Origin of the sequence: Halogeometricum limi (genome assembly GCF_900115785.1) — an archaeon.
GTDB lineage: Archaea > Halobacteriota > Halobacteria > Halobacteriales > Haloferacaceae > Halogeometricum > Halogeometricum limi.
Genome location: NZ_FOYS01000002.1, coordinates 44290 through 58892, shown reverse-complemented (window position 1 = coordinate 58892; position 14603 = coordinate 44290). Strand labels below are relative to the sequence as shown.

General features: G+C 65.3%; 15 protein-coding genes. 8 read left to right on the top strand and 7 right to left on the bottom strand.

What is annotated here, in order from left to right:
• Window positions 1-57 precede the first annotated feature (57 nt).
• From BM282_RS05170 to BM282_RS05150, 5 genes are all read left to right on the top strand, one after another.
• On the top strand, window positions 58-348 hold the full coding sequence (locus BM282_RS05170) for a hypothetical protein (RefSeq protein ID WP_089879404.1): 291 nt from the start codon (window positions 58-60) through the stop codon (window positions 346-348).
• A 60-nt stretch (window positions 349-408) separates the two neighbouring features.
• On the top strand, window positions 409-843 hold the full coding sequence (locus BM282_RS05165; protein ID WP_089877550.1) for a universal stress protein: 435 nt from the start codon (window positions 409-411) through the stop codon (window positions 841-843).
• A gap of 356 nt (window positions 844-1199) precedes the next feature.
• Window positions 1200-3485, top strand: a complete 2286-nt coding sequence (locus tag BM282_RS05160) for an alkaline phosphatase PhoX (RefSeq protein WP_089877547.1) — start codon at window positions 1200-1202, stop codon at window positions 3483-3485.
• Window positions 3486-3578: 93 nt separating this feature from the next.
• The gene (locus BM282_RS05155; protein WP_089877544.1) at window positions 3579-4016 is read left to right on the top strand and encodes a hypothetical protein; all 438 of its coding nucleotides are present in this window, start codon (window positions 3579-3581) and stop codon (window positions 4014-4016) included.
• 126 nt (window positions 4017-4142) lie between these two features.
• The gene (locus BM282_RS05150; RefSeq protein WP_089877542.1) at window positions 4143-4469 is read left to right on the top strand and encodes a 2Fe-2S iron-sulfur cluster-binding protein; all 327 of its coding nucleotides are present in this window, start codon (window positions 4143-4145) and stop codon (window positions 4467-4469) included.
• A gap of 122 nt (window positions 4470-4591) precedes the next feature.
• Here the strand turns inward: BM282_RS05150 and BM282_RS05145 are convergent, their stop codons facing one another.
• Window positions 4592-5740 carry an MBL fold metallo-hydrolase gene (locus BM282_RS05145; protein WP_089877539.1) on the bottom strand — a complete coding sequence of 383 codons (1149 nt, stop codon included), beginning with the start codon at window positions 5738-5740 and terminating at the stop codon, window positions 4592-4594.
• 64 nt (window positions 5741-5804) lie between these two features.
• Window positions 5805-7562 carry a globin-coupled sensor protein gene (locus tag BM282_RS05140; protein ID WP_089877536.1) on the bottom strand — a complete coding sequence of 586 codons (1758 nt, stop codon included), beginning with the start codon at window positions 7560-7562 and terminating at the stop codon, window positions 5805-5807.
• Between the two features lie 105 nt (window positions 7563-7667).
• Between BM282_RS05140 and BM282_RS05135 the strand changes: the two genes are divergently transcribed.
• Both BM282_RS05135 and BM282_RS05130 read left to right on the top strand, forming a co-directional pair.
• Window positions 7668-8303: a rubrerythrin family protein gene (locus BM282_RS05135; protein WP_089877533.1), complete on the top strand. Its 636-nt coding sequence runs from the start codon at window positions 7668-7670 to the stop codon at window positions 8301-8303.
• Complete coding sequence (locus BM282_RS05130) at window positions 8303-8857, top strand: MOSC domain-containing protein (RefSeq protein WP_089877531.1); 555 nt, start codon at window positions 8303-8305, stop codon at window positions 8855-8857. The genes BM282_RS05135 and BM282_RS05130 overlap by 1 nt, the downstream gene beginning before the upstream one ends.
• Window positions 8858-8865: 8 nt before the next feature.
• Here the strand turns inward: BM282_RS05130 and BM282_RS05125 are convergent, their stop codons facing one another.
• The 3 genes from BM282_RS05125 to BM282_RS05115 form a co-directional block, all read right to left on the bottom strand.
• Window positions 8866-9816, bottom strand: coding sequence for an acetamidase/formamidase family protein (locus tag BM282_RS05125; RefSeq protein ID WP_089877528.1), 951 nt, complete (start codon window positions 9814-9816; stop codon window positions 8866-8868).
• 298 nt (window positions 9817-10114) lie between these two features.
• Window positions 10115-11356, bottom strand: coding sequence for a mandelate racemase/muconate lactonizing enzyme family protein (locus BM282_RS05120; protein ID WP_089877525.1), 1242 nt, complete (start codon window positions 11354-11356; stop codon window positions 10115-10117).
• Window positions 11357-11478: 122 nt separating this feature from the next.
• Window positions 11479-12738: an HAD family hydrolase gene (locus BM282_RS05115; protein ID WP_089877522.1), complete on the bottom strand. Its 1260-nt coding sequence runs from the start codon at window positions 12736-12738 to the stop codon at window positions 11479-11481.
• Window positions 12739-12832: 94 nt separating this feature from the next.
• Between BM282_RS05115 and BM282_RS05110 the strand changes: the two genes are divergently transcribed.
• Window positions 12833-13282, top strand: coding sequence for a DUF5799 family protein (locus BM282_RS05110; RefSeq protein WP_089879401.1), 450 nt, complete (start codon window positions 12833-12835; stop codon window positions 13280-13282).
• Between the two features lie 49 nt (window positions 13283-13331).
• On the opposite strand, the gene BM282_RS18415 is transcribed toward BM282_RS05110, so the two are convergent.
• Both BM282_RS18415 and fba read right to left on the bottom strand, forming a co-directional pair.
• Entirely contained in the window at window positions 13332-13481 is a 150-nt protein-coding gene (locus BM282_RS18415) for a DUF7557 family protein (RefSeq protein WP_175501384.1), read from the bottom strand.
• A 79-nt stretch (window positions 13482-13560) separates the two neighbouring features.
• On the bottom strand, window positions 13561-14553 hold the full coding sequence (gene fba / locus BM282_RS05100) for a class II fructose-bisphosphate aldolase (protein ID WP_089877516.1): 993 nt from the start codon (window positions 14551-14553) through the stop codon (window positions 13561-13563).
• Window positions 14554-14603 lie beyond the last annotated feature (50 nt).

Genomic DNA, 14603 nt, shown 5'->3' with positions numbered 1-14603 from the left:
GTCGCGGTGGGCGGACGGTTCGGAAGGCACAAGCACCGCGACGGCCGAGCGACGACCATGGCAATCGTGGAGTCGCTTCCGCCGAGACCGCTGTCAGCGAAGGAACTCGTCGACCTCAACCACTCGGAGGCCGTCGAACTCGCGAGCCCCATCCGCGAGGAGGGCGACGCGAGCGCCGTCATCCTCGCGACCGAATCGTGGGTGAAGGGACTGGCGTTCGACGAGAGCGACGGCTGGACCGTCGTCGAGACCGTCTCGCTCGACGAGACCGCCCGAATCGACGGGTTACAACGGTGCGAAGAGGCGCTACTCGCCTTCCGCGGCGAGTCCGTCGAAGACGTCGAATAGCCGAGAAACACCCCTCTTCGGCGAACAGTTTCTAACCGCGTCGCGTCGTATCGGCACTCGATGTACGAACGCATACTCGTGCCGACGGACGGGAGTCAGGCGACGGACCGTGCGGTCGAACACGCGGTCGACCTCGCGAAGCAGTACGGTGCGAGCATCCACGCGCTCTACGTCGTGGACTCGGGCGCGTACGCCTCGCTCGAGGCCGGTGCGGACATCGTCCTCGAAGCCCTCGAAGACGAGGGGAAACAGGCCGTCGACCACATCGTCGAGGCCGCAGAGCGCGAGGGCGTCGACGTGACGGCGAGCGTCCAGACGGGGACGGCGTATCAGACGATTCTCGACTACGCCGACGAGGAGGACTGCGACGTCGTCGTGATGGGGACGCACGGCCGGAGCGGACTGAACCGCTACCTCCTCGGGAGCGTCACGGAGAAAGTCGTCCGGAGTTCCGACGTCCCCGTGCTGACGGTTCGGACGCACGACGACGGGTAGCGACCGACGCGAGACTGTCTCGAACTCGTGGAATTCGTGTCGAAAAACGTGTACAACGGCTACTCGACGACTTCGGAACGGACGCCCCTCATAGAGGCCGGACTCCGAGGGGAGCGGAAATCTTCGTCTTTGGAGACATAGATAGTTGTACAGTGCGTTCACAACACCCCAATCTGCGTTCACTAAGCATCTGACATTCTCTAGAAGATAGCAGTCTCCAGAAGCAATATTTCGCCGCTCAGAGGTCTTTCTGCAACGTACTGCTACGTATTACTACAGGCTATGTCTAGATTGTTATTCCCTTATATATCCCAATTATAAATGCTCATTAGCGAGACAGCTACTCGTGTACTCAGATGGTTGACCTAAGCAGACGAAAGCTGATGGCGAGTTCCGTGGCCGCCACACTCGGAGCGAGTGTCGCGGGGGCCGCGAGTGCAGACGAGGTAGAGGAGTCAGACACACCGGGGGCACCCAGCGTCAAGGGGAGCCTCAAGCGCCACTCGACGACGGCGTTCGGCGCGGAGATGACGGGGCCGTTCGTCTTCCAGGACGGGTCCCTGCTGTACAGTCTCCAGCATCCCGCCGAGGAGAACCCCGAACCGTTCGGCCGGGCCGGCGTCGGTTACTTCAGCGGATTCCGGTTCCAGTTCGACGGGAACAACGACGACTTCGAGGAGGTCGGTATTCCGGAGACAGAAGAGGAACAGCGAGACGTTCGGGCCGCGAACGGGAACTACGAACTCCTCTTCTACGGGCGTCAACCCATCAACGGCGGCGACGAACTGCTCGGCGTGACGCAGACGCCCGACGGGGACGAAATCATGCGTCAGAGCCCCGAGGACCCCGAACGAGAGGAGCGACCGTACTTCGCGGGCACGCAGTACGGACTCGCCGCGAGCAACCCCGACTGCAACCAGTTCGTCTCCACGAACGACGAGGGGACGGAGGGCTATCTGTTCACGAACTGGGAGAACAGTCCCGGGTGCGTCTCGCGGGTTCCGCTCAGTCAGGACGACGACGGGGAGTGGCAGGCCGACATGGAGAACGCGATGAACCTGACGAACACCGAGTCGCTCCGCGCGCACGGCGGGACTCGAATCAACTGTTACGGCGACCTCAGCCCGTGGGAGACGATGATTTCGGCCGAGGAGAACTACTCGCATCCGCGCGTCAACCTGACGGCGACGGTGAGCGACATCGTCGAGGCCGGGTCCGGTCTGGGACTCGTCGGCGCTTGCCAGTTCTGGAACCGACCGAATCCGAGCGAGATATCGAACGCGATATCGACGTACGCGGAGAAGGACCACCTCGCGGAGGACTTCGAACCGCAGGGCTACTGGTCGCTGACCGGGGTCGAGTTCCTCGCGTACTACCTCGGGTCCGACCAGAACGACCAGGTCGACGACCAGAACCTCGCGACGACGCCGATAGACGACGTCTACCCGAACCCGTACCGCTACGGCTACTTCGTCGACTTCCGCGAACCGGCGGCCGACGAACCCGAAGCCGTCAAGTACTACGTGATGGGTCGGGCCTCGTGGGAAGCGCCGGACATCCTCGGCGACGAGAAGACCGTCTACGGCTGTTCTGACGGCGACAGCAAGGGCATCTACAAGTTCGTCGCCGACTCGCCCATCCCGTGGTTCGACGACCCGATGCGGGTGTCGGGGACGCTGTACGCGCCGAAGATAACGAACGACGCGGCGAACGCCGAGGAGGCCGGCCAACGGAACTCTCCCGCGGACGTCCCCCTCGAAGTGGAGTGGATCGAACTCGGGCACGCGACCAACGCGGAAGTCGAGTCGTGGGTCGCCGAGTACGACGACGTCACGCAGGTCGACTACCTCGAATCGCACGCCGAGACGAACTGGGCCGACGACCCGGCGGCGGCGCTTCGCGAAGCGGACCTCGAAGTCATCCACAACGGGAACCGGAACTACATCTCGAACGAGGACATCGTCGAGTGGGCGAAGCAGTACGAGGAGAACGGTCCGGGCGGGGTCGACGAGGAACTCCGACGCGTGCCGTTCTTGGAGACTCGCGCGGCCGCGAAGGAAATCGGCGCGTCCATCGAGTTCAACAAGGCAGAGGGCGTCGACAGCGTCGACGACGCCGGACCGGGCGACTACGTCTACTTCGGCATCTCCGAGTTCAACGACGCGCTGGCGGACGACGAAGGCGACGTCCAGATGGACCGCGTCGACGGGGGCGTGGTCTACCGCGCCGAAATCGAAGACGATTACAACGTCTCGACGCTCGAACCGGTCATCGTCGGACCGGACTTCACCGACCCGCCGGAGGACGCAAACGACGCCCTCCGGAACGTCGACAACGTCTACACGATGCGCGACGGCCGCGTGCTCTGCTGTGAGGACGGTTTCGGCGGACCCGCCCGGTCGTACCCGAACGACGGCCTCTACGTCTACGAACCCGAGGACCCGGACGACGGTGACGGCGACGGCGACGAGAACGGCCAGGACGACGGAAACGACGACGAGGACGGCCAAGGCAACGGAAACGGCGACGAGAACGGCCAGGGCCAAGGCAACGGTAACGGTCAGGGCAACGGCCAGAACCAAGGCAACGGTAACGGCCAAGGAAACGGCGACGACTCGGACGAGGAAGCGTCGAGCGAGTAACTCGGTGCCGAGAGACCGGTGCTGCGCGGCCGGGTCGCCGGACGGCGGCCCGTGAACCGTCGCCGACCGCTCGGCCCCACTTCGAGACCTAACATGTCACAGACCAACCAGCGAACGACCGACGAACAGGCCGCGGACCCGACCGAGTCCGTCTACCGCGAGTACATCCTCGGCGTCCGAATCGTCGAACGAACGGCCGGCGGAGACGAGACAGCCTACCGGTTCGAGGCACCGCACCACGAGGGCATCGAGTTCGACGACCCCCAGACGGCGACGCTGTACGCGGACGTCTACTTCGACGTGAACGGCTTTCAGGAGGCCGGCACGGGAGAGCGAGGCATCCCGCCGGAGATAGTCCAAGCCGGACGGGATACGCTCGTCGCTTACTTCCTCACGCAACAGAACGTGGACGTTGAGTGGGTCGCCTCCTACTACGGCGAGAAACCCGAGAAGGTACGGCGGTACGCGAACCGCGTGCGGAAGCGGGCGAAGAAGATACGCGAGGGGGCGGCCGAGCGCGGACTGACCTGACCGCTCGGACCCGCCAGCGGTCGGCGGAACGCACCGTCGCCGCCGACGTCCGGCACGTTCCGACCTCGGTTCGGCGACGGAATCACTCCATAAAGAGTTTTGATACGGTCCCGCAAATTTCGGTACATGACCGAGTACACCGTCGAGTTCGTCGGGACGGGCGAGTCGATTCAGGTTTCCGACAAGCAGACGATTCTCAAAGCCTGCATCGAGGAAGGCATCGCACAGGAGTACTCCTGCCGGGTCGGCATGTGTCTGGCCTGTTCCGCGGAGATTATCGAAGGCGAAGTCGTCCAACCCGCCGCCCGCGGCTTCACCGACGAGGAGAAAGAACACTACGCGCTGACGTGCATGGCGCGCCCGCAGAGCGACCTGAAGCTGAAGCGCGGCGTCTACCCGCCGAGCATCGAGAACGACGCGGCGTCGGCCGCACCCGCCGCAGACGACGACTGAGCGAACGACGCTCCAGTCTTCGCGACGCGCGGTGCCGTGCGTCGCGTGTCACGACAGTATCCCGAGTGACTACCCAGCGGCGAGTGGCTACCAACCGGCGAGCGACTGCCTCGTTCGAGGCGTCAGTCCGCGTTCGACACCGCGCAGTTGTTCGGGCCGAGTTCCAACTCGAACGCCTCGGCGTCGTCGACGTCCGCCCGTCCCAGGTTCGTCTCGATTATCTCCTCGTAGTTCGCCGGCCGCGGCGGCATGTCGTTCGTGACGTGGTCGACGAACGCGGACTCAGAGAGCGACAGGGCCGACAGTTCCGCCCGAAGGTCACCGAACGTGGTGGTGTACGTCCCGTCGGCGTTCCGTTCGGCGGACGGTCCGTAGTGCGCCGGGGCGACGCGGACGTCGTCGTCGAACGCGCCGAAGACGGTGTGGAGCGTGTCGTACAGTCGCCGTGCGGCCGCCGCCGCCCCCTCGTCGCCCCGCTCTAAGTCGGGTCGGGCGACGCTCTCGACGAACACCGAGTCTCCCGTGAGACAGAGGTCGTCGATGCGGAAAGCGGTCATCTCGGAGGTGTGTCCCGGCGCGTGCACGGCGGTGAGAGCGACGTCCCCGACGCGAATCTCGTCGCCGTCGACGACGTAGGTGGCGTGCACGTCCGCCTGTAGACCGCGTTCTCTCGCCCCGGAGGGGAACATGGGTGTCGCCCCCGTCTCTGCCGCGAGTCGCCGGACGCCGCTGACGTGGTCGGCGTGGACGTGCGTGTCGACGGCGTAGACCAGGTCGGCCCCGTATTCCCGCGCGTCGGCGGCGTAGCGGTCGGTGAACTGTCGAAGCGGGTCGACGACGAGGGCTTCGTCCCCGGAGACGACGAGGTAGGCGAGACATCCGCTCGACGGGCGGCGGTACTGGTGGACCACGTGTTCGCCCGCCATCGGAATCACGACGGAGACGTACACGCGCGCCCACCCTCGCATCCCCTCTTCGAGGTTTTCGGCGTCGAAGCCGGCGTCTCTCAGCAGTTCGGCGACGTAGTCGCTGGCCTCGCCGCGGCCGCAGACGACGACGACGGGGTCGTCGGGGTCGAGTCCGGCCTCGCGGGCGGTGTCGGCCACCGCGTCTCGCACTTCGGCCGCCATGAACTTCGAGTACGGTACGAGCGTCGTCGTGGCCGCCTCGGCGTCGATATGCCACGTCTCGAACTCGTCTCGGTTTCGGACGTCGAGGATGGACGTCGACTCACCTCGTTCGAGTCGTTCGTGGAGGCTGTTCGGTGTCACACCTCCAGTAGCACGTGTCGTGAGAAGAACGCTTCGCGAGTCGTTGGAGCCACTCGGTCGACGTTCAGTCGCCCGCGTCGTCGCCGCCGGTCGCGTCGGTCGACTCGTCGGACGCTGCGGCCGCGAGCACGTCGTCGGGGACGTTCGCCCTGACCGCCTCGGGAATCGCGTCGACGCCGCCGTCCGTGTCGACGAAGGCGGGGGCGGACGCGTCATCCACGACACCGGCCGCCGTCTCGTCGTCGCTCGATTCGCCGCCGGCCAGTTCGCCGTCGTCTCCGCCGTCGTCGCCGACGGCGAGTCGCTTCGTCGACTCCCGGATGCCTTCCATCTTGGTGGCCTGTCGGCGACTCGCGTCCGCCACGTCCTCGACCTGTTCGGCGACGGTCTCGGCCTGCTGACGCGTGTTCTCGACCACGCTCGTGACCTGTTCGGCGCTCATCGCCTGGTTGTCGGTGGCGTCGGCGACTTCAGCGATTCCGTCGGTCGTTCGCTGGACTGCGTCGACGATTTCGCCGAGACTGCTCATCGCGTCCTCGCCGCGCTCGATCCCTTCGTGGAGTTTCTCGGTCGTCTCCGACAGACTCTCGACGGTCTCACCGGCCTCCTGTTGGACGCTGTTGACCGTCTGTTCCACCTCGCTCGCCTGCGCTTGCGACTCCTCGGCGAGCGACTTCACCTCGTTTGCGACGACGGCGAATCCCTCGCCGGCGTCACCGGCGCGTGCGGCCTCGATTGAGGCGTTGAGCGCGAGGAGGTTCGTCTGTTCAGCGATTTCGTTGATGGTCTCGATGACGCCGTCCACCTCGTCTATCTTCTCCTGCAGGCGACGGACGTCTTCGGACGCCTCGGTCGCCGCCCGACTGACGTCCTCCATCACCTCGATAGCCTCGTCGGCCGCCTCCTCGCCGTTCGCGGCGCGCTCGGCGGCCTCCGTGCTCGTGTGCTCGACTTCCTCCGCGGTGGCGGCTATCTCTTCGACGGTCGCACTCATCTGAGACACCTCGCCCGCGACTTCGTCCATGTCCGCCGCCTGTCGGTTCGCGATGCTGCGAATCTCCTCGGCTTCCTCGGAGACGGTGAGCGACGACTGGTGGACGTCTTCGATGGGGTCGCGGAGTTCGCCCTCGACCTGCGAGGCGAGTTTGCGACGCCGTTCGGCCTGTGCGCGCGCTTCCTGACTGTACGAGTGGATGTACGTGTCCATCGCGACCTGTTGGTCGAGGAGGAACAGCTTCATGAGCGAGAGCGTCCGTTCGACCACGGCGTCGACCGCTGCCGACACGTCGCCGCCGTCGCCGGAACCGCGGAGGCCAGAGAGGAGTCCGCCGCCGTCCGCGTCGGCACCGCCGTCGCCGTACTCCCGTTTGACCTCCGCGCCGATGGCCCGGGTCAGCCCCTCGTAGTACACCGAGTACGCGCCGAGGTAGAACTTCGGCCCGAGTTCCAACATATCGTGAATCTTGCCGACTCGCGCCCGCCGCTCGAAGTACTCGCGGTCGTACTCGCCGGTGCCGAGCGACCGGAGGTACGCGCGTTGGTCGGCCTTGAGTGCCGTCAGACCCTTACTCGACCGCCCCAGTATCTCCGTCGCCCCCTCGTCGCCCGTCAGGTGGTCGTAGAACTCGTCGACCACCTCGTCGGCCACGTCGTCGAACACGGGTTCGAGCGACTCCAGTCGAGCCACGTCCTCCGCGCCGAATCGGTTGAACTCCTTGCGCCACGCTATCTCGTCGCCGTCGAGACCGAGACCGTCCGCGAGGGCCGACCCGTCGACCATCTCACGCTGTTCGTCGGTCACGGCAACAGCGTCGTCGCTCATGTCCTCCCCGATGGGACACCCCATGAAGAATGTTCGTCGCCGGATATCAGAACTGAGACCGCCCCGACACGAAGGTTCACGACGGTACTGCCCGAACGACTGGGTATGGACGCAGCGACGCTCCGTTCGACGGTCGAAGAAGACAAGCAGACGGAGTTGGACCGACTCGGCTCCCAACAACTGCTCGTCGCGTTGACCGACGCGGACCTGACGCGCGAACGGGTCCTCGACGTGGCGGCCGCGAGCGAACACGCCGCTCACGTGACGTTCGACGGATGGACGGCGGACGAAACCGACGACGACGCGCGCGAGGCGTTCGCCGTCGTCGCCGACCAGGAGGCCGACCACCTCGAACGCGTGACCGCAGAACTCGACGGGGAATGGGAACCGGACGACGAACCGGGACCGATGCACGCGTACCTGCGCGGCCGCGACGCGACGGTCGAGCGAATCGCCGCCGGGATGGTCGGTCGTCCCCTCGTGAGCCAACGGACGTACAACCAACTCATCGGATTCTTCGTGAACGAGGCCGACGAGAGGACGGCAGACGTCCTCCGCGGACTGAAATCGGAGACGCTGGAGACGCTGGAACGGGGACTGTCGCTCCTCGATGCGACCTGTGAGACGGAAGAAGACTGGGAGACGGCCCGGCGAGTCGCCGGCTACACCATCCAGTTGGCGTACGAGGACTACGCGGACGCACTGCGGGGTCTCGGGTTCGACCCCCGGTCGGTGTGCTGATGGCGGGAGACGACGCGGGCGAACGGGAGCCACTGGGCCGCGTCGAAGCGCTCTGGACGAGTCCGGAAGACGGTGCGCCGATGGTGTCGCACGAGTCGATAGAAGCCGTCGACGGCGGCCTCCGCGGCGACCGCTACCTCCTCGGGACGGGCTACTACTCGCCGTACGACGTGTGCGAGGTGACGTTCGTCGACGCCGGCGCACTGGAGGCGATTCTCGAAGAGACGGGTATCGACCTCACCGACGGCCGTCACCGACGAAACGTCGTCGTGCGCGGGGTCGACCTCCACGACCTGCTGAAGACGACGTTCCGCGTCGGCGAGGTGACGTTCCGCGGGACGCGGCCGCGACCACCCTGCGCGCACGTCGAACGGGTCGCCGGCGAGGACGGCGTCGCTCGCGCCCTCGGACGGAAGCGCGGCGGCATCTGCGCGAACGTGGTCGACGGCGGGACGATTCGCGTCGGCGACGAACTCGAACTGCTCGAAGCGGACCCCCGGACGGTCGGGAAATCCATCGCAGACCGCTTGCGCGAGACGTTCGGGGACGACTGACTCGTTCGCTACGGGAAGATGCTCTCGGGCACGTACGCCGTGACTGTCCAGTTCGGCGCGTCGACGACTTCGCTTATCTTCAGGTCGACCGCCGCAGAGCAGAGGATGTACGCCTCGCCGCGCGTGAGGCCGCGTTCCGCCTCCAGATGGTCGATCATGTGTCTGACCGCCTTCTTCGTCGCGACCATCAGGTCGTCGGCGATGCCCGTCGTCGCGTACATCGGTTCGTCGGACCCGGTCGGGGTGAACGGTCCGGTCGTCTCCAGTTGCGGTTGCTTGACGGACTTGTCCTTCAGCACGTCGAACCGCGCGGTGACGAACATCGGTGCCTCTATCCCGGTCACGCAGACCTCACCGTCACCCTGCGCGGCGTGGCAGTCGGCGGTGGAGAACAACGCCCCCTCCGTCTCGACGGGGAGGTACACCGTCGACCCCGCCGTCATGTGTTTCACGTCCATGTTTCCGCCGGTGTCCCGCGGCGGGAGCGTGTCGTGTTCGCCGTCGTCGCCGGGGGCGACGCCGATGATACCGGGGAACATGTCGAGGGGAACTTCGATACCGTTCACGAACTGCGCCACCTCGTCGTCCAGTTCCCAGACGTGTAGGCCCGCCTCCTCGAACTCCTCGGGCAGCAGACCGAGACCCATCTCGCCGGGCATGTACCCCGTGAACCCCCAGCCTTTGTGCTCGAAATCCAGCAGTTCGACGGCCAACACGTCGCCGGGTTCCGCGCCTTCGACCGCGACGGGGCCGGTGAGCGGATGGACCGGGTCGAAACTCGCGTTCGCGAGGTCCTCGGCGTCGGAGTCGGGGCCGACCTGTCCGTCGAGTGCGTCCCGGCACTCGAACCGGACGATGTCCCCGGGTTCGACCGTGACGCGGGGGTCGAGACTGTTGTCCCACACGTGGTGGACGTTCTCGTCGGCATCCGAGAGTTCGTAGTCGACAGAGTACGACATACGTCAACAGTTGACTCGGCGTTCGATAAGTGTAGGTGTACCGGCACGTACGTTTTTATAAAGAGCGGCGGCCAGTCCGCGCCGTGACGTGACAGTCACTCGGAGCGACCTGCGAGTGCGCGGCGCGACCGCTTCGAGTAGTCGAACGCGCGCCGCCTGTCCGTCATAAAGCGTCGGTCTCGTGGCTCGACTCGCCTTACGCTTCGTCGAACACGGAAAATCGAAGATTTTCCTGCACGACGAGTCGTTTCACTCCCCGTCGAACGGCGCAGCACCTCGTGCTGCGAGTACGACGAAGCTACGCTTCGTCGAACAACGTCTCGCCGTCGACCATGTGTTCTTCGACGACGTCCATGTCGAGCGTGACGCCGAGACCGGGTTTCTCCGGAATCTCGATGTAGCCGTCCTCGATGACGTCCTCTTCGACCAGGTCCTCCCACCAGCCGAGTTGGTAGCTGTGGTACTCGACGGCCAGCGAGTTCGGGATGGCCGTCCCGACGTGGGCGCTGGCCATCGTCGCGACGGGCGAGGCGACGTTGTGCATCGCGACCGGCACGTAGTAAGTGTCCGCCATGTCGGCTATCTTCCGCGTCTCGCGCATCCCGCCGACCTTCGGCATGTCGGGCGCGATGATGTCGACGGCCTGCTCTTCGAGGAGACGACGGTGCCCGTGCTTCCGGTAGACGTTCTCGCCCGCCGCGATGGGCGTTGTCGGGGAGGCCTGCGTGACTTCACGCTGGACGTCGTGGTTCTCCGGCGGGACGGGGTCTTCGAGCCACCAGACGTCGTAGTCGGCGATTGCGGCGGCGAGTCGCTTCGCGCTCCCCGCCGAGAACGTCCAGTGACAGTCGAAGGAGACGTCCGCGCGGTCTTTCACGCGTTCGGTGACGGCCTCCACTATCTCTTTCTTGTGGCGAATCTCGGAGTTGCGCAGGTGACGGTTCGCTCGGTCCTTCTCGTGGCCCGAGGGGACGTCGAGGTCGAACTTCAGCGCGTCGTAGCCGAGTTCCTCGACGACGCGTTCCGCCTCGTCGGCGCACGCTTCGGGGTCGGCCTCGTCGGCCGTGTGGCAGTCGCAGTAGACGCGCACCTTGTCGCGGTACTTGCCCCCGAGCAGTTGATAGGCCGGAACGTCGAGAATCTTCCCTGCCACGTCGTGGAGGGCGACTTCGATGCCGGAGATTGCGGTCACGGTGACGCCCTGTACCGACCCCTCGCCGGACATCTTCTGGACGAGGTGTTCGAACAGTCGGTCGATATCCAGGGGGTTCTCCCCGACCAGGAACGGCTTCATCCGTTCGATGAGTTCCGGGACGCCCGCGCCCCAGTAGGCTTCACCGGTGCCGACGACGCCCGCGTCGGTGTAGACGCGAACGAGCGTCCACGGGAAGTTGCCGTCTATCATCGTCGTCTGGACGTCGGTTATCTCGACGTCGCGGCGGCCACCGCGTTTCCCCGAGACACCCATCGTTTCGGCGGAGAGTTCCCGCATCGTGTACTCCGCGTTCGGGTCGTGCAAGTCTGCGTAATCTTTGCTCATAGTTCTGCGTTTACTCGATAAGTTGTAAACCTTTGCACTCCGGCCGTCGGTCGTCGGAGCGTCCGAATCGGCCGTTCGGACCCGGACGGCAAAAGTGGTTCGTGCGGGCAGTTCCCCCGGGACTACAGTTCGTCGAGGAGGTTCATCACGTAGACGATGCGGAGCAGAGACGCGGCGTCGCCGCGGTCGTACACCAACTCGTCGGTGGCGCGGACGTGAGTCAACACGTCTTCGGAGGCGTGTTGCGGCGCGGCCGCGATACCCGCGTCGGCGTCGTCGGCCCACTCCATCACTCTGAGGTCGGATTTACTGTCGCCCATCACGAGGACGAACGGGTCCTCGACGTCGAGGACGTCGAGGGCCGCCCGAACGCCGTTCGGCTTGTTGAGTTCGAGCGACCCGATTTCGGCCGCGTCGGCGTGGTAGTACGCGACGTCGATGCGGTCGAACAGCGACCGAACCGTCTCGGGGACGTCTTCGGGGTCACACTCCGGTGCGGCGCCTCTGTCGCCGAGGACGGTCTGAACTTCGGGGTCCGCGGCGGCGTAGTACGCGCGGGCCCAGTCTTCGGCGACCCCGCCGTCGGCGTCGACGCCGAGTTCGCCGTCCAGTGCGGAACCGACCGCGCGGCCGAGGAGGTCCACGAGGTAGACGAGGCCGTGGTCGATGACCTCTTCGGCGGGGTCGCTCCCGATGTCGAAGTTCGGCTTGAGCGTGATGTTGAACTCGTTGCCCTGCAGGTGGACGGACTCGCGCAGGTCGTCCGGCGCCTGCGGGAGGACGCGCGAACGAACCTCCGAGAACACCTCGCGGACGGTGTCGTCTAAGTCCTCGTACAGCAACTGCTTCGTCGTCGACCCGTGGCCGGGAGTGAACACGCCGGTCCCCGCCTCGTAGACGATGCTCACGTCGCCCGAGTGGACGAGTTCGTTGCCGAGACCCTGGATGGTGAACCCCTTGACGTTCTCTAAGGTCTGTCCGGTGCAGATGACGATGGGGACGCCCGCCTCGTGAAACTCCGTCAGGAGGTGGAGCGTGTCGCGCGGAATCTCGTTGTCCGTCCGCCCGGCCGAACGAAGCGTCTCGTCGACGTCGAGGACGAGTGCGTTCACCGACCGGCCGTACTTCGAGTGCAGGTCGAGTGCCGTGAACGTCTGGTCGCGAGTCGCCCGCGCGGCTATCTCGGCGAACGTCGCGCCGGCGGCGAACGACGACTGCACCTCCTCTTTTCGGTCCTCTAGTTCGTCGCTCGCGTCCTCCCAGTAGTCGAGTGCGATGCGCGAGTCGACGGGGGGAAAGAGGTCGACGAAGTTCTGTAACTCTCTGAGCGTGTCCGTCTCGAAGTCCGCGTACAGTCGGTAGAGAAGGTCGTATCGTTCCATACGACTATCGGGACCCACGGGCGCAAAAAGGATGCCCGTGCGGCGATTCCTGCACGGGGAAACGCTCAAACGCCTCGTACGCATACGCCGACACATGGCTAACTGGACCGACAGCATCGTCGGAGACCGGATGACGGTCGACCGCGAGTTCAACGACCGAGTCGCCGCCTCGGAGTTCTCCAGTCAGGAGTGGGGACTCATCATGACGGCGACGGAGTTCGAGATCGAACACGCGGACGACCCCGAACGGGCGCGCATCGTCGCGGACACCGAGAAACTCCCGCAGATAATGCCCGAACTGAAGAACGTCCGGTCGCAGATGGCGCAGATGGGCGGCGCACCCGCGGAGTCGTCGTCGGGCGGCGGTGGCGGTCTGTTCGACTCCATCAAGGGCGCACTGGGACTCGGCGGTGGCGGCGGCGGCGACGACGCCGAGAAACGGCGAGAGGCGGAGCGTCTCGTTCAGGAGTACGCCGACGAGTTACAGCGTCACCTGGAGTCGAACGGAAAGTGGGAACGAGTCAGAGTCGCGTACCAAGAGTAGCAGGCCGCGGGCGCGTCTGAAACCGGTGAGTCGGCGGGTCGGCGGTCGGTCAGACTTCGTCGCCGGTGCGGAACAGCGTGAGTTCTTCTGCCTCGTAGATGTTGATGAGTTCGGTGATTATCTCGTCGTAGTCTTCGTCCTCTTCTCGAAGCGAGTCGAGTCGGGCCACCGTCTCCTCGTCGAGGTGTACTTGAGGCATGACTGACAGAAGGTCACGGAGCGACTTAAGCGCGGGGGCGGTGTCGACGCCGCCGACGAAAGAGGAGTGCGCGAGGCGTTCAGCGGTAGCGACTTCGGCCCGCACTGCCGGAGACGTGCGTCAGGTCCGCGTGCACGTCCGCGACGCGGTCACGAATCTTCCGGCCGACGACGCGGGGGTCGAACACGTCTTTGTTCGGCGACCACTCGGTCTCGTTGAAGAACGTGTCGCGGGCGTCCTCGACGCCTTCGGGCGGGACGATGGCCTCGTGGTCCTCGCGGTAGTGGTCGTACGCCGTCCGCGTGTACTCGTACTGGTAGCGCGTGTCCTTGTTGACCTTACAGATGCCGTGTTGGAGCATCTCCTGCAGTTGGTCGGGTTGGACGCCCGAGGACCCGTGCAGGACGAGGGGCGTGTCGAGGCCGTGGTCGCGGAGTGCCTGTCGGATGTCGTGTGCGAGGTCCGGGCGGAGTTCGAGGTCCTTCCCCTTCGCGACGCCGTGTTGCGTCCCGACGGAGATGGCGAGGAGGTCACACCCCGTCCGGTCGACGAACTCGACGGCCTGTTCGGGGTCGGTGTAGAACGCCTCTTCGGCCTCTATCTCGTCTTCGACGCCCTTTATCTGACCGAGTTCGGCCTCGATGAGGACGTCCGCACCCTTCTCCTCTTTCATCTCGACGACTTCCTTGCTCGTCGCGACGTTCTCCTCGAACGCCTCGTGGGAGGCGTCGATCATGATAGAGGAGGGAATCCCGAGGTCCATCTGCGCCTCGATGAACTCCATGTCCGTCTGGTGGTCCATGTTGAGGAAGACGCCGATGTCGTACTGGTCGGCGATGACCTCGATGTAGTTGCCCATCGCCTTCAGGCCGGAGACGGCGTCGCCGTTCCCGGCGAACGAACAGGCACCGCCGGACAGTTGCATGAGGAGGTCGGAGTTCTCTCGCGAGGCACCCTCCATCAACCCCATCATGACGTTGGTTTCGGCGACGTTCGAGGCGACGAGACCGAACCCGTCTTCCAGTGCGTCGTCGTAGACCTTGCCGAGTTCACTACCGCCGTAGAATGGCACTATGGGTCACCTGTCTGGGGATTCACGTGCGGGGATTATAACGTATGCGG